Below are 19,181 nucleotides of genomic sequence, written 5' to 3'. Positions count from 1 at the left end.
CGTAGGCCTGATAAGGCGTAGCCGCCATCAGGCGTTGCCCGCCGGATGGCGCTGCGCTTATCCGGCCTACAAAATCCCGACCAACTGTAACCGCTCCCGTAGGCCTGATAAGGCGAAGCCGCCATCAGGCATTGCCCGCCGGATGGCGCTGCGCTTATCCGGCCTACAAAACCCCGACCAACTGTAACCGCTCCCGTAGGCCTGATAAGGCGAAGCCGCCATCAGGCGTTGCCGGTTTTCAGCGCTTTTTTCTCCAGCCGACGCTGGCGGAAGAAATCACTTAACATCGCGGCGCACTCATCGCGCAGCACGCCTTCGGTAAACTCGACCCGGTGATTCATCCCCGGGTGATGAAGCACATCCATCAACGACCCTGCCGCGCCGGTTTTCGCATCCCGCGCGCCAAACACCAGTTGCCCGATGCGGCTGTGCACCATGGCACCCGCGCACATCACGCAGGGCTCCAGCGTCACGTAAAGCGTGGTGTCGATCAGCCGGTAGTTTTGCAGCACCAGCCCGCCCTGGCGCAGCGCCATAATCTCCGCGTGTGCGGTGGGATCGTGACGGCCAATCGGGCGATTCCACCCTTCGCCAATCACCTGGTTGTTATGCACCAGCACCGCGCCCACCGGCACTTCGCCCTCTTCCCAGGCGCGCTTCGCCAGCGTCAGCGCATAACGCATCCAGTGTTCGTGAGTCAGTTCGGGATTGGACAAAGGTATAAACTCCAGTAATTCAGGCGGGGCGCATTATACACACCCCTAATACGTTCGACACTACTCAAGCTGTTGCAGTTCGCCACGACGCGTAACGCGCCAGCGGTGCTGGCAGAAGTAGAGCAACGGGTTGTCCTGTTTACTGTCGCTGTAGCCGCTGTAGAGACGCAGCGGCGTACCGATTTTGCGCTCTAATTGCGCGACTTTCTCATGCCCGAGGCAGCGCAGGGTCAGCACCCAACCGCCGTAGCCGCGGGTCATCTGGCTGGCGATAACATTGACGCGCGGCAGCCAGGGCGTGTCGAAATAGACCTGCTCCACCAGTGACTGCGGCGAGCCGGTGATCAGCCAGATATCCGCATCCGAGGCGGCCAGATAGTTGGTTAAGCGCGTCTGCACCATCGGGAAGGCCGTGACGTGCCCGCGGAACCAGTCGGCGAATTTCTGCTGCAGGGCGTTGAGATGGCGCTCGCTGTGACCAAAGGTGCAGCCCCATAACAGCAGGCTCATCGGCCAGCGCGCGGCGCGGCCCTTTATCAGCAGCCCGGCACCAATCACCGGTAACAGCGGCAGCACAAGCAGCGCATTGAGTGGATGATGTCGCAGCAAATAACGCAAAAAGGTGCCGAACATATCCTGCTGATGTAATGTTCCATCAAGGTCAAAAAATACAACGCGGCGTTCACTGGTAGCCAAAAGATATTCCTCTGTGGGTTAACGCTCCATCGCCGGGAAGCTCCGTTTGGCGATTACACTACAACTAGCCTAACAGATAGATCCTCACTTTTCCGGTAACAGCCTGTTATCAATACCTGCAATAATACGTGCCACGCGTTTTCTCCCCTACTTAATACAGGTGACAATGACTCCAGCCCCCCGCACAACGCCGCGACGCGCCTTGCAGATCTCTGCCTTTCGCTACCTCTTTTCTGCCCGACTTCTTACCGTGCTGGGCAACGGCATCGCGCCGATCGCGCTGGCTTTCGCAGTGCTCGATATTGGTGGTTCGGCGGCCGATCTTGGCCTGGTGGTGGCGGCACGCTCGCTGTTTAACGTCGCGTTTTTATTGATTGGCGGCGTGCTGGCGGATCGCTACTCCCGTAGCCGCGTGATGGTGCTCTCTTCTCTTGTCGCTGCTCTTTCGCAGGGTGCGGTCGCCTGGCTGGTGCTTGATGGCTCGGCCAGCGTCATGTTGCTTGCCCTGCTTGGCACGCTTAATGGCGCGGCGGCGGGCATTGCCCTTCCCGCCTCCTCGGCGCTGGTGCCGCAAACCGTGCCTGTTCACCTGCGCCGCGAAGCGAACGCGCTGCTACAACTCGGGATTTACAGCGGGACGGTCATCGGCGCCTCGCTCGGCGGTATCCTGACCAGCGCGGTCGGCCCCGGCTGGGGGCTGGCCATTGATGCGCTCGGCTTTGCCGCCTCGGCACCGCTCTATTACGCCATTCGTGTCGGTACTATCAAAGCCGCAGAGGCGACCAGCAATATCCTGCAGGATCTGCGCGACGGCTGGAAAGAGTTCGCCAGCCGTCCCTGGGTCTGGTCGGTGGTGGTGCAGTTCACCCTGATTAACGCCGCCTTCAGTGGGATCGTGATGGTGCTCGGCCCGGTGATTGCCGACAGCGCTTTCGGCCGAACCCAGTGGGGGCTGATTATCGCCGCACAGAGCGTGGGCCTGATTGTCGGCTCGTTCCTTGCGCTGCGCTGGCGGCCTAAGCGCGATCTCTTTATTGGCGTGGTGCTGATGGCGTTCTGCGCCGTACCTACCTGGCTGCTCGGCCAGGCGGCTCCGGCACACTGGCTGATGGCGGCATTCTTTTGCGCCGGCATTGTCTTCGGCCTTTTCGGCGTGGCGTGGGCGCAGTCGCTGCAAACGCACATTCCGGCGGAGAAGCTGGCGCGGGTCTACGCCTGGGACGCGATGGGATCGTTTATCGCTATTCCGGTGGGCGAACTGGCGGCCGGGCCGCTGGCGATGCGTTTTGGCAGCGAAACGGTGTTAACCACCTCAGCGCTGGTGGTGATCCTCGCCTGTATCGGCGCGGGTCTGGTACCCGCAATCCGCTGTCTCGAGAGCGCGCCACAGGTGAAAGCGAGTGGCTCTGGCCTCTCCAGTTGATCGCTATCAAACGCCACGCGGAGAAACTTTGTGCTGCCAGAATTTTTAATTCATAATCACCGCCCATGGATGGAATAGTTAATTCATCCGCGTAATGCACCAGGCAGTGAATTACGTGAACACCCCGGAGATCGTATGAACTGTTTGATCCGCATTCGCCAGCGCTATCCCGGCCTTGCGCAGAGTGATAAAAAGCTGGCGGAATTTCTGCTCGAAAACCCTGACCGCGCCCGCCATTTAAGCTCGCAACAGCTGGCGGCGGAAGCGGGTGTCAGCCAGTCGAGCGTCGTGAAATTCGCGCAGAAGATGGAGTTCAAAGGCTTCCCGGCAATGAAGCTGGCGATCAGCGAAGCGCTGGCCAGCAACCCCAACCCCTACTCCGTACCGGTGCATAATAAAATTCGCGGCGATGACGCCCTGCGCGTGGTCGGCGAGAAGCTGATTAAAGAGTATCAGAGCGCGATGCACGCCTCGCTGGATGTGAACAGCGAAGAGAAGCTGCTGGAGAGCGTGCGCCTGCTGCGTGAATCGCGGCGCATCGTGCTGACCGGTATTGGCGCATCAGGCCTGGTGGCGCGCAATTTTGGCTGGAAGCTGATGAAGATTGGCCTGAACGCCATTGTCGAACAGGATATGCACGCGCTGCTGGCGGCGGTGCAGGCGCTGGAGCCGGGCGATCTGCTGCTGCCGGTCTCCTACTCTGGCGAACGGCGTGAGATCAATCTGGCGGCTGACGAAGCGTTACGTGTCGGCGCAAAGATCCTCGCGATCACCGGTTTTACCCCCAATGCGTTGCAGCAGCGCGCTACCCACTCGCTCTATACCATTGCGGAAGAGCAGGCGACGCGCAGCGCGGCCATCTCCTCCACCAGCGCCCAGATGATGCTGACGGATCTGCTCTTTATGGCGCTGGTTCAGCAGGATCTGGAGCATGCGCCGGAGCGTATTCGCCACAGCGAGGAGCTGGTAAAAAAACTGGTTTGAGCAGGCAATCATCGTATAATGCCCGCCCTGTTTGTGTTGTTTCTGAGATTTTCCTGATGGCGCTGTTAATTACCAAAAAATGCATCAACTGCGATATGTGCGAGCCGGAGTGCCCGAATGAGGCGATTTCGCTCGGCGAGAGCATTTATGAGATTAACAGCGACCGCTGCACCGAGTGCGTGGGTCATTACGAAACGCCAACCTGCCAGAAAGTGTGCCCGATCCCCAATACCATCCTGAAAGATCCGGCACATCAAGAGAGTGAAGAGCAGCTGTGGGATAAATTTGTGCTGCTGCACCACTCGGACAAAATCTAACTCTCGATAATCACCGTTGCACAAGCGTAGTGGCGCTCATCTGCCAGCGTGACGTGCATTGACCGCACGCCCATCCGCTCAGCCAGCCTTTCGGCTTCGCCCCACAGGCGCAGGCTCGGTTTCCCAAGCTCATCGTTAAACACTTCGAACTGATTGAACGCCAGCCCGTTGCGAATGCCGGTGCCGAGCGCTTTTGCCGCCGCCTCTTTCACTGCAAAGCGTTTGGCGAGAAAGCGCACCGGCTGCTGGTGCGCCTCGTAGAGCGCCCATTCCTTAGGGCTGAGTACGCGCTTCGCCAGCCGATCGCCGCTGCGGGCGACCACCGCTTCAATGCGTGCGATCTCAACGATATCGGTGCCCAGTCCTAAGATAGCCATTATGCGCGCGCTTCCAGCATCAAACGTTTCATCTCTGCCACCGCCTCTTTCAGGCCACTCATTACCGCACGGCCAATAATTGCGTGTCCAATATTCAGCTCATGCATCTCTGGCAGCGCGGCGATCGCTTTAACGTTGTGGTAAGTCAGACCGTGACCGGCATTCACTTTCAGCCCCAGGCTGGCGGCATAGGTCGCGGCGTTGGCGATGCGCTCCAGCTCTTTCGCCTGCGCGGCCTCGTTTTCAGCATCGGCGTAACAGCCGGTGTGGATTTCGATATAGGGCGCGCCCACTTCCGCCGCGGCTTTGATCTGCGCGTTATCGGCATCAATAAACAGCGACACCAGAATACCCGCTTGTGCCAGGCGCTGGCAGGCATCGCGCATTTTGTCGCGCTGACCGGCCACGTCCAGCCCGCCTTCGGTAGTCACTTCCTGGCGCTTTTCCGGCACCAGGCAGCAGAAGTGCGGCTTCGTTTCGCAGGCAATCGCCAGCATCTCGTCGGTAACAGCCATTTCAAGGTTCATGCGCGTGTGCAGCGTCTGGCGCAGGATACGCACATCTCTGTCGGTAATATGGCGACGATCTTCACGCAGATGGACGGTAATCCCATCGGCACCCGCCTGCTCGGCGATAAACGCCGCCTGCACCGGATCCGGGTAAGCGGTGCCGCGCGCGTTGCGCAGAGTGGCAATGTGATCGATGTTTACGCCCAACAGTAATTCAGCCATGACAATCCTCAGTTTCGCAAAATTTCCGGCGCGGTCTTCGCCCCGCCTGGTCTGTGATCCTGCCGCTAGCGCTTAGGCACAAACTGCCGGAATAACTCCCGGCTTTTGAGCGGCTTGCCTCCAAGATACGGCTTCAGGGCGATGCGGGTAAAGCGCTTTGCGGCGCGCAGCGTGTCGCTGTCCGGAAACTCCCGCTCGGAGAGCGCGCGTAAGTGTCGCCCGGTGAAGGTGGTGTTGTCGACCACGACGCTGGCGATAAAGCCCTTCTCTTCGCGGTAGCGATAGGTCATGCCATCTTCCACCGCCTCGCCGCTCCCTGCACAGTGCAGAAAATCGACGCCGTAACCGAGATGGCCGAGCAGCGCCAGTTCAAAACGGCGCAGCACCGGCTCCGGCGAGCCACTGACGCCAGCCAGCGCCTGAATACAGTGCAGATAATCAAAAAAGAGTTCGGAGAAGCGCGTCTCATGCTCCAGCACGCGGGAGATGAGTTCGTTGACGTAGAGACCGCTGTAGAGGGTAATGCCGCTTAAGGGCAGCGCCAGCGAGACCGCTTCAGCACTGCGCAGGGTTTTGACTTCACCGCGCCCGCCAAAGCGCACCAGCAGAGGGGTAAAGGGCTGCAAAGCGCCTTTAAGGTTGGAACGTTTGGAGCGTGCGCCTTTGGCAACCAGGCGCACACGACCGGACTCTTCCGTGAAGACGTCCAGCATTAAGCTGGTTTCGCTCCAGGGACGGCTATGAAGAACGAAGGCACGCTGCCATCCCTCCATCCGGTGTTACTCAGAGATCGTCGACATAACCGAGACTGCGCAGCGCGCGCTCGTCATCGGCCCAGCCTGATTTCACTTTGACCCACAGTTCAAGGTGAACTTTGGCTTCGAACATCTCTTCCATATCTTTACGGGCTTCGATGCCGATGGTTTTGATTTTGGCGCCTTTGTTGCCAATCACCATCTTCTTCTGCCCTTCGCGCTCAACGAGGATCAGGCCGTTGATGTCATACCCGCCGCGCTCGTTGGTAACAAAGCGCTCGATTTCCACGGTGACGGAGTACGGCAGCTCTGCGCCAAGGAAACGCATCAGCTTTTCACGGATGATTTCAGAAGCCATAAAACGCTGTGAGCGGTCGGTGACGTAATCTTCCGGGAAGTGGTGAATCGCTTCCGGCAGATGTTTGCGCACGACGCTGGCGATGGTATCAACGTTCATGCCGGTTTCTGCAGAGAGCGGCACGATGTCGAGGAAGTTCATCTGGCTTGCGAGGAATTGCAGGTGCGGCAGCAGATCGGCTTTCTCCTGCACGTTGTCCACTTTGTTCACCGCAAGGATCACCGGTGCACGGGCGTCACGCAGCTTGTTCAGCACCATTTCGTCATCCGCCGTCCAGCGAGTGCCTTCAACCACGAAGATCACCAGCTCAACGTCGCCGATAGAGCTACTGGCCGCTTTGTTCATCAGGCGGTTGATCGCGCGCTTCTCTTCCATATGCAGACCCGGGGTATCGACGTAGACCGCCTGATAAGCCCCTTCGGTATGGATGCCGACGATACGGTGGCGCGTGGTTTGCGCTTTACGGGAGGTGATCGAGATCTTCTGCCCGAGCAGCTTGTTCAGCAGTGTGGATTTGCCGACGTTGGGACGCCCAACGATGGCGATAAATCCGCAATAGGTGTTTTCAGTTTCAGTGCTCATTCCAACTCCAGTTTTTTCAGCGCCTGTTCGGCGGCAGCCTGCTCCGCCTTACGACGGCTGGAACCCGTGCCGACCACCGGTTCGCTCAGGCCGCTGACCTGGCAGTGGATAGTAAATTCCTGATCGTGCGCTTCGCCCCGCACCTGCACCACCAGATAGGAGGGCAGCGGCAGATGGCGACCCTGCAAGAACTCCTGCAGGCGCGTTTTCGGATCTTTTTGTTTATCGCCAGGACTGATTTCGTCGAGGCGCGTCTGATACCAGCTGAGGATCAATCGCTCAACGGTCTGGATGTCGCTATCCAGGAATACCCCGCCGATCAATGCCTCAACGGTATCCGCTAAAATCGATTCACGGCGAAAGCCGCCGCTTTTCAACTCACCCGGCCCAAGGCGCAGGCACTCGCCCAACTCAAATTCGCGGGCGATTTCTGCCAGCGTATTGCCGCGTACCAGCGTGGCGCGCATGCGGCTCATATCCCCTTCATCCACGCGTGGAAAACGGTGATAGAGGGCATTGGCGATCACAAAACTTAAAATCGAGTCGCCGAGAAATTCGAGACGCTCGTTATGTTTGCTACTGGCGCTGCGGTGAGTTAAAGCCTGCTGCAACAGATCGTGATGTTGAAAAGTGTAGCCCAGCTTCCGCTGAAGCCGATTAATTACGATGGGGTTCATGCGTTACCAATAAATAAATGCGTCAACAATGCAGCACACGAAACCGACCTGAAGAACCAACGCGGTTTCGTGTGCTGTGGCACCCGAAGGGCCAGCCTTAAACTTCGGGGGAATATTCTATACGCAACGAGGAGGGATGTCGTTAGTAAGAAGGGAATAATCCTGGAAATAATTCGGGGCGCAACAAGAATAATTACGCCCCGCTGAATCAATGAATTCCGCCGATACGATTCAGGCGCACGCCTGTCGGCCATTCACCTTCCTGTTTTTCGAAACTCATCCAGATTGCCGTCGCACGTCCAACCAGATTCGCTTCCGGCACAAAGCCCCAGTAGCGGCTGTCTGCGCTGTTATCGCGGTTGTCACCCATCATGAAGTAGTGACCCGGCGGCACAATCCAGGTGGCCAGCGGCTGGTTCTGCTGACGGTAGTAAATACCGAGCTGATCCTGCGCGATAGGCACGTTGAGAATACGGTGCGTGACGTCGCCCAGCGTCTCTTTACGCTCGGTGAGACGCACGCCGTCTGCCATGCTCTGCCCTTTCGCCATCTGGAAGAAGCCGCTGCTCGCTTCGCCGCCGTTACGACGGCCAAAGGTCTGCACAAAATCGCTCTCTTCCACATTGCTGTAGGTGACAGGCAGCGCGTTACCGCACGCCTGGCCGGAACTGCAATTTGGCTGCACGGTAACCTGTTTCGTCACCGGATCGTAGCTCACTTTATCGCCCGGCAGGCCGACTACGCGCTTGATGTAATCGAGGCGCGGATCGTCCGGATACTTAAACACCGCGATGTCGCCACGTTTCGGATGACCGGTTTCGATCAGCGTTTTCTGGTAGATAGGATCTTTAATGCCGTAGGCAAACTTCTCCACCAGAATAAAATCGCCGATCAGAAGCGTTGGCATCATCGAGCCTGACGGGATCTGGAAGGGTTCATAGATAAATGAACGCACCACCAGCACGATCGCCAGCACCGGGAAAACCGAGGCGCCCGTCTCCAGCCAGCCCGGTTTCGGGCCAACTTTTTTCAGCGTCTTCGCATCAAGCGCATCGCCCGTCGCTGCCTGCGCAGCGGCCTGACGCTCCCGGCGTTTCGGTGCAAAAATAAATTTATCCAGGCACCATAAAAAACCCGTCACCAGCGTCGCGATCACGAGGATCAGGGCAAACATATTCGCCATGCCAACTCCTTTAGGTTATTTGCTCTCTTTGCCAACATGGAGAATGGCGAGGAACGCTTCCTGCGGCAGCTCAACGTTACCAACCTGCTTCATGCGTTTCTTACCGTCTTTCTGTTTCTGCAACAGCTTCTTCTTACGGCTGACGTCACCGCCGTAGCACTTCGCCAGAACGTTTTTACGCAGCTGTTTCACGGTTGAGCGGGCAATGATGTGGTTGCCAATCGCCGCCTGAATCGCGATATCAAACTGCTGGCGCGGAATCAGCTCTTTCATCTTCTCAACCAGCTCACGACCGCGATACGGCGCGTTATCGTTGTGGGTGATCAGCGCCAGCGCATCGACGCGATCGCCGTTGATCAGCACGTCAACGCGCACCATGTTGGAGGCCTGGAAGCGTTTGAAGTTGTAATCCAGCGAGGCGTAGCCGCGCGAGGTGGACTTCAGGCGGTCGAAGAAGTCGAGCACCACTTCTGCCATCGGGATTTCGTAGGTCAGCGCCACCTGTTTACCGTGGTAAACCATGTTGGTCTGCACGCCACGTTTTTCGATGCAGAGGGTGATGACGTTACCGAGGAACTCCTGCGGCAGCAGCATATGACACTCGGCGATCGGCTCGCGCAGCTCTTCGATGTTATTCAGCGGCGGCAGCTTGGAAGGGCTGTCGACGTAGATCACCTCTTTGTTGGTGGTCTGCACTTCATACACTACGGTTGGTGCCGTGGTGATGAGGTCGAGATCGTATTCACGCTCCAGACGCTCCTGGATGATCTCCATATGCAGCAGGCCGAGGAAGCCGCAGCGGAAACCGAAGCCGAGCGCGGTGGAGCTTTCCGGTTCGTAGAACAGGGAGGCATCGTTAAGGCTCAGCTTGCCGAGGGCGTCACGGAAGTTCTCGTAATCGTCGGAGCTGACCGGGAAGAGACCGGCATAAACCTGCGGTTTCACCTTTTTGAAGCCGGGCAGCGCTTTGTCTGCCGGGTTACGGGCAGCGGTCAGGGTATCCCCTACCGGTGCGCCGAGAATGTCTTTGATGGCGCAGACTAACCAGCCCACTTCGCCGCACTTCAGTTCGGTGCGGTCGATCTGCTTCGGCGTGAAGATCCCGAGACGGTCAGCGTTATAAACCTGGCCAGTGCTCATCACTTTGATTTTGTCGCCTTTGCGCATGGTGCCGTTTTTGATACGCACCAGCGAGACAACGCCGAGGTAGTTATCGAACCAGGAGTCGATGATCAGCGCCTGCAGCGGGGCATCAGGATCGCCTTCCGGCGGCGGAATGTCGCGCACCAGGCGCTCAAGAACATCCGGTACGCCAACGCCGGTTTTCGCCGAGCAGCGCACCGCATCGGTAGCGTCGATGCCGACGATATCTTCAATCTCTTCCGCTACGCGCTCAGGATCGGCCGCCGGCAGGTCGATTTTGTTCAAGACCGGCACCACTTCCAGATCCATCTCCATCGCGGTGTAGCAGTTCGCCAGCGTCTGTGCTTCCACGCCCTGGCCTGCATCAACCACCAGCAGCGCACCTTCACAGGCGGCCAGCGAGCGGGAAACTTCGTAGGAGAAGTCAACGTGGCCCGGGGTGTCGATAAAGTTCAGCTGATAGGTTTCGCCATCGGTGGCTTTGTAATCCAGCGTCACGCTCTGGGCTTTGATAGTAATGCCGCGTTCGCGCTCGAGATCCATGGAGTCCAGCACCTGGGCTGCCATTTCGCGATCGGAGAGACCACCGCAAATCTGAATAATACGGTCAGACAGCGTCGATTTACCGTGGTCGATGTGAGCGATGATCGAAAAGTTACGAATATTCTTCATAGAGTGAGATTTTATGCCTTACGAGTAACTAAGAGGCCTGTTCGCGCCTGACGTCAATGTACTGAAACGCCGCATTCTACACTACAACCACAACGCGGGGAAATGCTCAAACCGCCCACACTTTGTAAGCGGTAACAGGCAGGATCAGGGACGGCTTTCGGCGGATGCGTCATCGACGCGAATAAGGTTCGGCGGCAGGCCGACGCTAAGGATTATTGGCTGCCATTCGCTACGGGTGGCAAGCTTCGGCGAGAGACCGCGCGCCAGCAGAAAACCGCCGATTCCGCCCAGCACTGCGCCGCTAAACGCCGCCATATCGTTACCGAACAGCGTCTGGAACAGCGCGCCCATTACAAACAGGCCAAGCAGCGGCGTCATATAGACCAGCACCGCGGAGCCAAGCAGGCTGCTCTCCGCAATGCCCAGTTCCACTTTCTGCCCCGGCTCCAGCGGCTCAGCGCAGGGTACAGCGATGGTGTGCGTAGTTTGCGGGCCAAGCTTGTTGAGTACGCGGCTGCCGCAGCCTGCGCGCGAGGCGCAACTGCTGCAGGAGGCTTTCACGTCACATTCGACCAGCGCCTGGCCATGCTGCCAGGAGACGACGGTTGCCCACTCTTTAATCATTGTGCAGCCCTGAATTTGACGTTATCCGCAATGCGTTTTGCCGTTTGCGGCGGCAGCTCGCCCACGATGGTAATTTCGGCGTTGTCGCGCACGGTAGTGCTGACGGTGCGTCGACCGGTGCGTAGCATCTGGTCGCTGCTGTTCTGGTTCGCACGGTTGATGTTAACCGAGAAGCTGAACAATCCATCGGAGTAGAGGCGTGATTCGACGGGTACATCGACGGTCGGCAGCTGACGGCGGCTGCTGGCCACTTCGGTGAAGCCCTGCGGCAGCCATGACGGCACCCAGTTAAAGTTCACTTTGTCGCCCGTCGGCACCGAGAGCAACGGCGGCAGGCTCGCTTTCGCCAGCGTTTGCATGCTGTCGCTCACCTGACCATTGACGTTGAACGCAATCACGCGGAACTGTTCAAGGGTTTCGCCATCGCGATCGAGCAGATCGACGCGCATCGGCAGCCGGCTCTCTTCATCCATCCACACAATGTAGCTGTAGCGCGTACCGTCGCGCGCCACGACGCGGATCACTTCACACAGCCTGTCGGCAATGCGCGTGCGCCCGACGGAGATAAAGTCGTAGTACGGCGAGAGACGTTTAAAATCGGTATAGACCAGCGACGGCAGCGAATCGACGATGTAGTTACCGTTGAGCGTGAAGGGCTCAAGGCCCGGTTCGAAGTAGCTGATCTCATTGCCGCGCTGCACCACTTCACGGCGCGGGCCATCCATCTGCAACAGCTGCGCAAGCGCCTGGTTGTCGAGGCGCGCATGACGATAGCGCAGCGATTCGACACCCTGTTTGTTGATGCTGATAAAGGAGAGTTCGTAATTGAGGGACTGGCTCGCTACATTCATCTGCTGTAACAACGCCCCGGATGAAACATCAGCCGAGGCGTTAGTTGAGCAAAGTAGACCAGCAGCCACAAAAGAGAGGGCACACCAAAGTTGCTTCATTACTGCGATTGCGTTCCTAAGGTTTGATTTCCTGGCACCTGGACAGCGGCCTGCTGAGTTTGCGCCTGTTCAAACTGAAGCTGCTCAGCGTGCAGACGGCGTTGCAGTTCGTAATCCTGCAGCATCGCGTTGATGCGGCGACGCTGTTCCTGAACCTGCTGCTGCTGACCGGCGCTTGCCGTCGCATCAGCCGGAACACCCAGGCTTACCGGGCTGGCTTTGCCCATCATCGGCAGTGTGTTAAACACTGGCGCTTCGGGCTGCTGGGTGGATTCAGCCTGGCCATTATAGTGCTGAACGCCAACAATGACAGCTAACGATACGCATGCCGCAACGCCCATTTGGGTGAGCTGGCTCGCCCACGGACGCACTTTGTGCCAGAACGGCATCTTCTGCCATTGCTGCGGTGCCGGCTGCGCTTCAGGGATAAGCGGCGTCGCAGGCTGCACGGCGTCACTCTCAATCGCTGCCATCACCCGATCGGAGATATCGAAATGCAGCAGGTCGGCAGTATCACCACGCATTGAATCACGGATGAGGTGGTAACTCGCCCAGGTTCGCTGCATTTCTGGATCACGGGACAGCTCACTGAGCAGTTCGTTATCCAGGGTCTCACCATCCATTAAAGCGGAAAGTTTTTCTTTCTGCATGCCTAATACCTTTTCCAGTATCCCGCTATCGTCAACGCCTGATAAGCGGTTGAACTTTATTATCAATGGCTTCCCGCGCACGGAAGATACGAGAACGAACTGTACCCACCGGGCAATCCATGATGACCGCTATCTCTTCATAGCTTAGGCCATCCAGCTCCCGTAACGTAATTGCCATACGTAAATCTTCCGGGAGAGACTCAATAGTGCGGAAAACGATTTGTCGCAGTTCTTCTGACAACATTAAGTTCTCAGGGTTCGAAATTTCTTTCAGCGCACCGCCGCTTTCGAAGTTTTCCGCTTCATTCGCATCCACATCGCTGGATGGCGGCCTGCGCCCCTGAGCAACCAGGTAATTTTTCGCTGTATTCACAGCAATACGGTAGAGCCAGGTATAAAAAGCGCTATCACCCCTGAAAGAATCAAGCGCGCGATAGGCTTTAATAAAGGACTCTTGTGTTACGTCAGGCACATCGCCTGAAGGGACATAACGAGAGACCAGGCTAGCCACTTTATGCTGGTAGCGCACCACCAGTAAGTTAAAGGCTTTCTGATCTCCCTTCTGGACCCTTTCAACAAGAATCTGATCCGTTAACTGCTCGCTCATCCGAGGTAAAGTCTCCCCAAAACCCATTTCCACGCGTAGCCAGAACGCCACTCCAAAACTGCATTATGAGCAAGCAGCCAATTAGAGAGCAGACCAGTAAGAAAGTTCCGTCACGCCTTTGTTTTTGTGCAGGGTTACGCAGAACTTTCGTTATCACTCATTATAAGTCTGCCGACCACATGCACCCTGTTCTCAAAGAAAAGACCTTAAGATCGCCAGAGATTACCGCACTAATGCTTTTTTTTCATCCTTAATACGCCTTAGTAAACAAACAGCCTTTCCTTAGTTTTTATCCTCTCTCTTCAGCCACCAGCACCCTTCATGTTTAGTGCTTAATACACAAAACAAAAAAATGTGCATTTGCTGCGCGGGTGGTGCTATTCTCGGGCAACACTTGTTTAGTAAATTAAACACACTATGCAAACAACTCCTGAACTATCCTGTGATGTGCTGGTTATTGGTAGCGGTGCGGCGGGCCTTTCCGTTGCGTTACGTCTGGCGGCTCAGCACTCCGTTATCGTTTTAAGCAAAGGGCCGGTCAGCGAAGGGTCAACACTCTACGCGCAAGGCGGTATTGCGGCGGTGTTTGATAAAACTGACAGCATCGCCTCCCATGTCGAAGATACCCTGATTGCCGGTGCCGGTATTGTCGATCGCCACGCGGCGGAGTTTGTCGCCAGCCATGCGCGTCACTGCGTACAGTGGCTTATCGACCAGGGCGTGATGTTTGATACGGAGCTGAGTGAAAGCGGCGATGCCAGCTATCACCTCACCCGCGAAGGCGGACACAGCCATCGCCGGATTCTTCATGCTGCTGATGCCACCGGCAAAGCGGTGGAGAACACGCTGGTGAGCCAGGCGATGAGTCATCCGAATATTCGCCTGCTCGAGCGCACCAATGCGGTTGACCTGATTATCTCTGACAAAATTGGCCTGCCCGGTACACGCCGGGTGGTGGGTGCATGGTTGTGGAATCGCAATAAAGAGCAGGTTGAGACCTGTCGCGCAAAAGCGGTGGTGCTGGCCACCGGCGGCGCATCGAAGGTTTATCAGTACACCACCAATCCTGATATCGCTTCCGGCGACGGTATTGCCATGGCCTGGCGGGCGGGTTGCCGGGTAGCGAATCTGGAGTTTAATCAGTTTCACCCCACCGCGCTGTTTCACCCGCAGGCGCGCAATTTCCTGCTGACGGAAGCGCTTCGCGGCGAAGGCGCACACCTGAAACGCCCGGACGGCACGCGCTTTATGCCCGACTTCGACCCGCGCGGCGAGCTTGCTCCGCGCGATGTGGTGGCGCGCGCCATCGACCATGAAATGAAACGTCTCGGCGTAGAATGCATGTACCTGGATATCAGCCACAAACCGCCTGAGTTTGTGCGCCATCACTTTCCGATGATTTACGAGAAACTGCTTGGCCTCGGCATCGATCTGACCAAAGAGCCGGTGCCGATTGTGCCAGCGGCACACTACACCTGTGGCGGGGTGATGATTGACGATTGCGGCCGTACCGATGTTGATGGTCTCTATGCGGTCGGCGAAGTGAGCTACAGCGGGCTGCATGGCGCTAATCGCATGGCCTCGAATTCATTGCTGGAGTGTCTGGTCTATGGCTGGTCGGCCGCTGAAGATATTGCGCACCGTATGCCGGACGTCGAAAGCGTGCCTGCGTTACCGGCGTGGGATGAGAGCCGCGTCGACGATGCCGATGAGCGGGTGATCCTGCAACATAACTGGCATGAGCTGCGGCTATTTATGTGGGATTACGTCGGGATTGTGCGGACCACTAAACGCCTTGAGCGGGCGTTGCGACGCATTAATTTGCTACAGCAGGAGATCGACGAGTATTACGCGCACTTCCGCGTGTCGAATAACCTGCTTGAAGTGCGCAACCTGGTACAGGTGGCGGAGCTGATTGTGCGCTGCGCAATGATGCGCAAAGAGAGCCGCGGCCTGCACTACACGCTCGATTACCCGCATCAGTTGCCGGAATCGGGGCCGACGGTGCTCTCACCGCAAAGTTACATAAAAAGATAGAAGGCCTGGGTCAGTGCACTATAGCTTTCTGAATAGCGCTGATCCGCGCCGCGGATCACCAGCCTGTCGGCAAAGAGTTCGCCCTGTCGCGGCGAGAAGGCCAGCAGCACGCGGTGCGGTAAGCGCCCTTCCGTTTCCGCAACATCGGTACGCAGACGCAAATGCCAGCCGAGCTGTCGCGCTTTCTCGCTAAAGCCTTCACAGGTCTCCACCGGCAGCACCACGCAGAAAAAACCCTCTTCGGTGATAAGCGTCGCGGCGATCTCCAGCAGCGTCTGGTGATCGAGGGTGGTGGTGTAACGCGCGCGGTCGCGCTCAGGCGTGGCGCACTTAACACCCTCTTCAAAATAGGGCGGATTGCTGACGATAAGATCAAAACGCGCGGTGTTCTGCTGGCTCCAGGCGAGAATATCGGCGCAATGGACGCGAATGCGATCGGCCCACATAGAAGCCTGCACGTTCTCCTGCGCCTGCCCTGCCGCCTGCTCATCAAGCTCAACCGCATCGACGGTGACATCGGCTGCGGTACGCTGCGCCAGCATCAGCGCCAGTAAACCGCTGCCACTACCAATATCAAGAATATGACGGGCGCGGGAGACCGGTGCCCAGGCGCCTAACATCACACCATCGGTACCGACTTTCATGGCACAGCGGTCATGCGCGACGAAAAAAGATTTAAACGTGAAGCCATCGCGGCGAAGCTGAGCCTTTGGCTGGGACATCTTTACAACCTCAAAACGGAAAACCGCTGTAGCATAGGGGAAAGCGTAGCGTCAGAAAAGCGATAAGCAGACAACAGATGAAGATTGCAGCCGTAACGTCTATAATCAGCGCCCCACACAGAGGTAGAACATGACTGTAACGACTTTTTCCGAACTCGAACTTGACGACAGCCTTCTGGACGCGCTCCAGAATAAAGGCTTTACACGCCCAACCGCTATCCAGGCCGCTGTTATTCCGCCTGCGCTTGAAGGGCGTGATGTCCTCGGTTCTGCGCCCACCGGGACAGGTAAAACCGCAGCCTTTTTGCTGCCGGCGTTGCAACACCTTCTGGACTTTCCGCGTAAGAAATCCGGCCCGCCGCGTATCCTGATCCTGACGCCAACCCGTGAGCTGGCGATGCAGGTTGCCGACCACGCGCGTGAACTGGCGGCTAACACTCATCTTGATATCGCCACCATTACCGGCGGTGTGGCGTATATGAACCACGCCGAAGTGTTCAGCGAAAACCAGGATATCGTGGTCGCGACAACCGGCCGCCTGTTGCAGTATATAAAAGAAGAGAACTTCGACTGCCGCGCGGTCGAGACGCTGATCCTTGACGAAGCGGACCGCATGCTGGATATGGGCTTCGCGCAGGATATCGAGACCATTGCGGCTGAAACGCGCTGGCGCAAGCAGACGATGCTCTTCTCCGCCACGCTGGAAGGCGACGCGATCAAAGATTTTGCCGAGCGCCTGCTGGAAGAGCCGGTTGAGGTCTCAGCCACACCATCGACCCGCGAGCGTAAAAAAATTCATCAGTGGTACTACCGTGCCGATGATGTGCAGCACAAAACCGCGCTGCTGGTGCACCTGCTGAAACAGCCGGATGCCACCCGTACCATCGTCTTTGTACGCAAGCGTGAGCGTGTGCATGAGCTGGCAACCTGGCTGCGCGAAGCGGGCATTAACAACTGCTATCTCGAAGGCGAGATGGTACAGATCAAGCGTAACGAAGCGATCAAGCGCCTGACCGAAGGCCGTGTCAATGTTCTGGTCGCAACCGACGTTGCCGCGCGCGGGATTGATATTCCCGATGTCAGCCACGTGATTAACTTCGATATGCCGCGCAGCGGTGATACTTACCTGCACCGTATCGGCCGTACCGGCCGCGCCGGGCGCAAAGGCATCGCCATTTCACTGGTTGAAGCGCACGACCACCTGCTGCTGGGCAAAGTGGGCCGTTACGTTGAAGAGCCGCTGAAAGCGCGCGTCATTGATGAGCTGCGCCCGACAAGCCGTCCGCCAAGTGAAAAGCTGAACGGTAAGCCGTCGAAAAAAGCCTTAGCGAAGCGCGAAGAGAAGAAAAAAGAGAAAGATAAAGATAAGCCGCGCGTTAAGCAGCGCCATCGCGATACCAAGAATATTGGTAAGCGCCGCAAGCCAAGTACGGCGGGCAGCGAACAGCAGAAGAGCGAAGAGTAAAAAAACGCCGGGGAGACCCGGCGTTTTTTATTGCTGCCTGCGATTACAGGCTTTCAGTGAAGGTACGAGCGATAACGTCGCGCTGCTGTTCCGGTGTCAGCGAGTTGAAACGCACAGCGTAACCGGAAACACGAATCGTCAGCTGCGGGTATTTTTCCGGATGCTCAACGGCGTCCATCAGCGTTTCACGACGCAGCACGTTCACGTTCAGATGCTGGCCCCCTTCAACGCGGACTTCCGGCTGCACTTCCATCGGAATTTCGCGGTATTCGATATCGCCGAGTTTACTTACCGCAACAACATCATCTTCAGCAAAACCCGCTTTAGCGCAGACGCAGCGTGCTTCGCCCTTTTCGCTATCAAGCAGCCAAAATGAGTTCAACAGATCGTCATTAGCCGCTTTTGTAATCTGGATACCTGTAATCATGTATAGCCTCCCTAGGCAGATTAGGTGATTGACCGAACGCAGGCCGGCCAATTGGTAAAACCATTGTTGTCTGGCTGTTTATATACCAGCCCGCACCGGGCCATTCTTTGATTTTAGTCAATAAAAACCATGCAGCAAAAATGGCTATTAGGGTTTGTTCTTGTTTTATATCAATTTATGCCGCGCGGACGCACTAAAAATTTACGTAAATTTTCAACTATTTTTTAGTGTGTATGCGCTCCCGGGCGCGGCTAATTTTGTTATGGAGAAAGAAGCAGTTAAGCTACGGCAAACCAACTTTGCAGGAGATCGGGATGACGACTTCATTGACATGGCATGACGTACTGGCAGAAGAGAAACAGCAGCCCTACTTTGTGAACACCCTTAATACCGTGGCCGCTGAACGCCAGTCCGGCGCGACGATCTATCCGCCGCAGAAAGATGTCTTTAACGCCTTTCGTTTTACCGAGCTTGGCGATGTGAAAGTCGTGATCCTCGGCCAGGATCCCTATCATGGCCCCGGTCAGGCGCACGGGCTGGCCTTTTCCGTGCGGCCCGGCGTCGCCGTTCCCCCTTCTTTATTGAATATGTACAAAGAGTTAGAGAAAACCGTGCCGGGCTTTACCCGCCCTGATCACGGTTATCTGGAGAGCTGGGCGCGCCAGGGCGTGCTGCTGCTTAATACGGTGCTTACCGTACGCGCCGGGCAGGCGCACTCGCACGCCAGCCTTGGTTGGGAAACCTTTACCGATAAAGTTATCAGCCTGATTAATGAGCACCGTGAAGGCGTGGTCTTTTTGCTGTGGGGGTCGCATGCGCAGAAGAAGGGGGCGATTATCGACAGGAAACGCCATCATGTGCTGACCGCGCCGCATCCGTCGCCGCTTTCGGCACATCGCGGCTTTTTTGGCTGTAACCATTTTGTGCTGGCGAATGAGTGGCTGGAGCAGCATGGCGAAAAGCCGATTAACTGGATGCCGGAACTGCCGGCGGAAAGCGAATAGGGTATGCGGATGATGTGCCGGATGGCGGCGTTGCCTTATCCGGCCTACGAAATAGTGCGGGTATTTTAGATCGAGGAGCAG

21 protein-coding genes are annotated in these 19,181 nt (G+C 57.1%); 6 read left to right on the top strand and 15 right to left on the bottom strand.

The genetic code is table 11. The features are described from left to right. Window positions 1–221: 221 nt before the first annotated feature. Together tadA and yfhb are read right to left on the bottom strand one after the other, a co-directional pair. Window positions 222–716, bottom strand: a complete 495-nt coding sequence (gene tadA, locus ACWPW2_RS20145; RefSeq protein ID WP_023481272.1) for a tRNA adenosine(34) deaminase TadA — start codon at window positions 714–716, stop codon at window positions 222–224. Window positions 717–776: 60 nt separating this feature from the next. Beyond that, window positions 777–1,412 carry a phosphatidylglycerophosphatase C gene (gene yfhb / locus ACWPW2_RS20140; RefSeq protein ID WP_454124962.1) on the bottom strand — a complete coding sequence of 212 codons (636 nt, stop codon included), beginning with the start codon at window positions 1,410–1,412 and terminating at the stop codon, window positions 777–779. Window positions 1,413–1,578: 166 nt separating this feature from the next. Between yfhb and ACWPW2_RS20135 the strand changes: the two genes are divergently transcribed. The 3 genes from ACWPW2_RS20135 to ACWPW2_RS20125 all read left to right on the top strand — a co-directional run bounded on the left by ACWPW2_RS20135 (window position 1,579) and on the right by ACWPW2_RS20125 (window position 4,136). Further along, entirely contained in the window at window positions 1,579–2,835 is a 1,257-nt protein-coding gene (locus tag ACWPW2_RS20135; RefSeq protein WP_454124960.1) for an MFS transporter, read from the top strand. Between the two features lie 135 nt (window positions 2,836–2,970). Next, window positions 2,971–3,819, top strand: a complete 849-nt coding sequence (locus ACWPW2_RS20130) for a MurR/RpiR family transcriptional regulator (protein ID WP_023481181.1) — start codon at window positions 2,971–2,973, stop codon at window positions 3,817–3,819. 56 nt (window positions 3,820–3,875) lie between these two features. Next, the gene (locus ACWPW2_RS20125; RefSeq protein WP_023481171.1) at window positions 3,876–4,136 is read left to right on the top strand and encodes a YfhL family 4Fe-4S dicluster ferredoxin; all 261 of its coding nucleotides are present in this window, start codon (window positions 3,876–3,878) and stop codon (window positions 4,134–4,136) included. Here ACWPW2_RS20125 and acpS read toward each other — a convergent pair. From acpS to rpoE, 11 genes are all read right to left on the bottom strand, one after another. After that, complete coding sequence (gene acpS, locus ACWPW2_RS20120; protein ID WP_454124957.1) at window positions 4,133–4,513, bottom strand: holo-ACP synthase; 381 nt, start codon at window positions 4,511–4,513, stop codon at window positions 4,133–4,135. The two genes, ACWPW2_RS20125 and acpS, sit on opposite strands and share 4 nt — an antisense overlap. Beyond that, entirely contained in the window at window positions 4,513–5,244 is a 732-nt protein-coding gene (pdxJ, locus tag ACWPW2_RS20115; RefSeq protein WP_054804447.1) for a pyridoxine 5'-phosphate synthase, read from the bottom strand. The genes acpS and pdxJ overlap by 1 nt, the downstream gene beginning before the upstream one ends. A gap of 65 nt (window positions 5,245–5,309) precedes the next feature. Continuing rightward, window positions 5,310–6,017: a DNA repair protein RecO gene (gene recO, locus ACWPW2_RS20110; protein WP_023481189.1), complete on the bottom strand. Its 708-nt coding sequence runs from the start codon at window positions 6,015–6,017 to the stop codon at window positions 5,310–5,312. 10 nt (window positions 6,018–6,027) lie between these two features. Next, complete coding sequence (gene era, locus ACWPW2_RS20105; protein WP_023481270.1) at window positions 6,028–6,939, bottom strand: GTPase Era; 912 nt, start codon at window positions 6,937–6,939, stop codon at window positions 6,028–6,030. Then, entirely contained in the window at window positions 6,936–7,616 is a 681-nt protein-coding gene (gene rnc, locus ACWPW2_RS20100) for a ribonuclease III (RefSeq protein WP_023481207.1), read from the bottom strand. The genes era and rnc overlap by 4 nt, the downstream gene beginning before the upstream one ends. A 208-nt stretch (window positions 7,617–7,824) precedes the next feature. Next, window positions 7,825–8,799, bottom strand: coding sequence for a signal peptidase I (gene lepB, locus ACWPW2_RS20095; protein WP_023481224.1), 975 nt, complete (start codon window positions 8,797–8,799; stop codon window positions 7,825–7,827). Between the two features lie 15 nt (window positions 8,800–8,814). Beyond that, the gene (gene lepA, locus ACWPW2_RS20090; RefSeq protein WP_023481268.1) at window positions 8,815–10,614 is read right to left on the bottom strand and encodes a translation elongation factor 4; all 1,800 of its coding nucleotides are present in this window, start codon (window positions 10,612–10,614) and stop codon (window positions 8,815–8,817) included. Window positions 10,615–10,758: 144 nt separating this feature from the next. After that, complete coding sequence (gene rseC, locus ACWPW2_RS20085; RefSeq protein ID WP_023481219.1) at window positions 10,759–11,238, bottom strand: SoxR-reducing system protein RseC; 480 nt, start codon at window positions 11,236–11,238, stop codon at window positions 10,759–10,761. Beyond that, complete coding sequence (rseB, locus tag ACWPW2_RS20080; RefSeq protein WP_023481233.1) at window positions 11,235–12,188, bottom strand: sigma-E factor regulatory protein RseB; 954 nt, start codon at window positions 12,186–12,188, stop codon at window positions 11,235–11,237. Before rseB ends, rseC begins: the two co-directional genes overlap by 4 nt. After that, the gene (rseA, locus tag ACWPW2_RS20075; RefSeq protein WP_023481278.1) at window positions 12,188–12,838 is read right to left on the bottom strand and encodes an anti-sigma-E factor RseA; all 651 of its coding nucleotides are present in this window, start codon (window positions 12,836–12,838) and stop codon (window positions 12,188–12,190) included. The genes rseB and rseA overlap by 1 nt, the downstream gene beginning before the upstream one ends. 31 nt (window positions 12,839–12,869) lie before the next feature. Continuing rightward, a complete protein-coding gene (rpoE, locus tag ACWPW2_RS20070; RefSeq protein ID WP_023481263.1) occupies window positions 12,870–13,445 on the bottom strand; it encodes an RNA polymerase sigma factor RpoE in 576 nt (191 codons plus the stop codon). Between the two features lie 417 nt (window positions 13,446–13,862). On the opposite strand from rpoE, the gene nadB reads away from it, so the two are divergent. After that, on the top strand, window positions 13,863–15,482 hold the full coding sequence (gene nadB, locus ACWPW2_RS20065) for an L-aspartate oxidase (protein WP_454124952.1): 1,620 nt from the start codon (window positions 13,863–13,865) through the stop codon (window positions 15,480–15,482). On the opposite strand, the gene trmN is transcribed toward nadB, so the two are convergent. Further along, the gene (gene trmN, locus ACWPW2_RS20060; protein WP_454124950.1) at window positions 15,467–16,204 is read right to left on the bottom strand and encodes a tRNA(1)(Val) (adenine(37)-N(6))-methyltransferase TrmN; all 738 of its coding nucleotides are present in this window, start codon (window positions 16,202–16,204) and stop codon (window positions 15,467–15,469) included. The genes nadB and trmN overlap by 16 nt on opposite strands. 130 nt (window positions 16,205–16,334) lie before the next feature. On the opposite strand from trmN, the gene srmB reads away from it, so the two are divergent. Further along, window positions 16,335–17,669: an ATP-dependent RNA helicase SrmB gene (srmB, locus tag ACWPW2_RS20055; RefSeq protein WP_023481243.1), complete on the top strand. Its 1,335-nt coding sequence runs from the start codon at window positions 16,335–16,337 to the stop codon at window positions 17,667–17,669. 43 nt (window positions 17,670–17,712) lie between these two features. Here the strand turns inward: srmB and grcA are convergent, their stop codons facing one another. Then, the gene (gene grcA / locus ACWPW2_RS20050) at window positions 17,713–18,096 is read right to left on the bottom strand and encodes an autonomous glycyl radical cofactor GrcA (RefSeq protein WP_023481164.1); all 384 of its coding nucleotides are present in this window, start codon (window positions 18,094–18,096) and stop codon (window positions 17,713–17,715) included. A gap of 314 nt (window positions 18,097–18,410) precedes the next feature. Here grcA and ung point away from each other — a divergent pair, with 314 nt between their 5' ends. After that, a complete protein-coding gene (ung, locus tag ACWPW2_RS20045; protein ID WP_124967564.1) occupies window positions 18,411–19,100 on the top strand; it encodes a uracil-DNA glycosylase in 690 nt (229 codons plus the stop codon). Window positions 19,101–19,181 lie beyond the last annotated feature (81 nt).

This window comes from Kosakonia sp. Marseille-Q7440 (assembly GCF_965119485.1).
This window is presented reverse-complemented; position numbering and strand designations above follow the sequence as displayed.

Coding starts and splice junctions, on each gene's coding strand:
- ung (WP_124967564.1), top strand. CDS start 18,411: ATGACGACTTCATTGACATGGCATGACGTACTGGCAGAAGAGAAACAG.
- era (WP_023481270.1), bottom strand. CDS start 6,939: ATGAGCACTGAAACTGAAAACACCTATTGCGGATTTATCGCCATCGTT.
- nadB (WP_454124952.1), top strand. CDS start 13,863: ATGCAAACAACTCCTGAACTATCCTGTGATGTGCTGGTTATTGGTAGC.
- pdxJ (WP_054804447.1), bottom strand. CDS start 5,244: ATGGCTGAATTACTGTTGGGCGTAAACATCGATCACATTGCCACTCTG.
- grcA (WP_023481164.1), bottom strand. CDS start 18,096: ATGATTACAGGTATCCAGATTACAAAAGCGGCTAATGACGATCTGTTG.
- srmB (WP_023481243.1), top strand. CDS start 16,335: ATGACTGTAACGACTTTTTCCGAACTCGAACTTGACGACAGCCTTCTG.
- rnc (WP_023481207.1), bottom strand. CDS start 7,616: ATGAACCCCATCGTAATTAATCGGCTTCAGCGGAAGCTGGGCTACACT.
- rseA (WP_023481278.1), bottom strand. CDS start 12,838: ATGCAGAAAGAAAAACTTTCCGCTTTAATGGATGGTGAGACCCTGGAT.
- rseB (WP_023481233.1), bottom strand. CDS start 12,188: ATGAAGCAACTTTGGTGTGCCCTCTCTTTTGTGGCTGCTGGTCTACTT.
- rpoE (WP_023481263.1), bottom strand. CDS start 13,445: ATGAGCGAGCAGTTAACGGATCAGATTCTTGTTGAAAGGGTCCAGAAG.
- lepA (WP_023481268.1), bottom strand. CDS start 10,614: ATGAAGAATATTCGTAACTTTTCGATCATCGCTCACATCGACCACGGT.
- ACWPW2_RS20125 (WP_023481171.1), top strand. CDS start 3,876: ATGGCGCTGTTAATTACCAAAAAATGCATCAACTGCGATATGTGCGAG.
- ACWPW2_RS20135 (WP_454124960.1), top strand. CDS start 1,579: ATGACTCCAGCCCCCCGCACAACGCCGCGACGCGCCTTGCAGATCTCT.
- trmN (WP_454124950.1), bottom strand. CDS start 16,204: ATGTCCCAGCCAAAGGCTCAGCTTCGCCGCGATGGCTTCACGTTTAAA.
- lepB (WP_023481224.1), bottom strand. CDS start 8,799: ATGGCGAATATGTTTGCCCTGATCCTCGTGATCGCGACGCTGGTGACG.
- acpS (WP_454124957.1), bottom strand. CDS start 4,513: ATGGCTATCTTAGGACTGGGCACCGATATCGTTGAGATCGCACGCATT.
- ACWPW2_RS20130 (WP_023481181.1), top strand. CDS start 2,971: ATGAACTGTTTGATCCGCATTCGCCAGCGCTATCCCGGCCTTGCGCAG.
- rseC (WP_023481219.1), bottom strand. CDS start 11,238: ATGATTAAAGAGTGGGCAACCGTCGTCTCCTGGCAGCATGGCCAGGCG.
- recO (WP_023481189.1), bottom strand. CDS start 6,017: ATGGAGGGATGGCAGCGTGCCTTCGTTCTTCATAGCCGTCCCTGGAGC.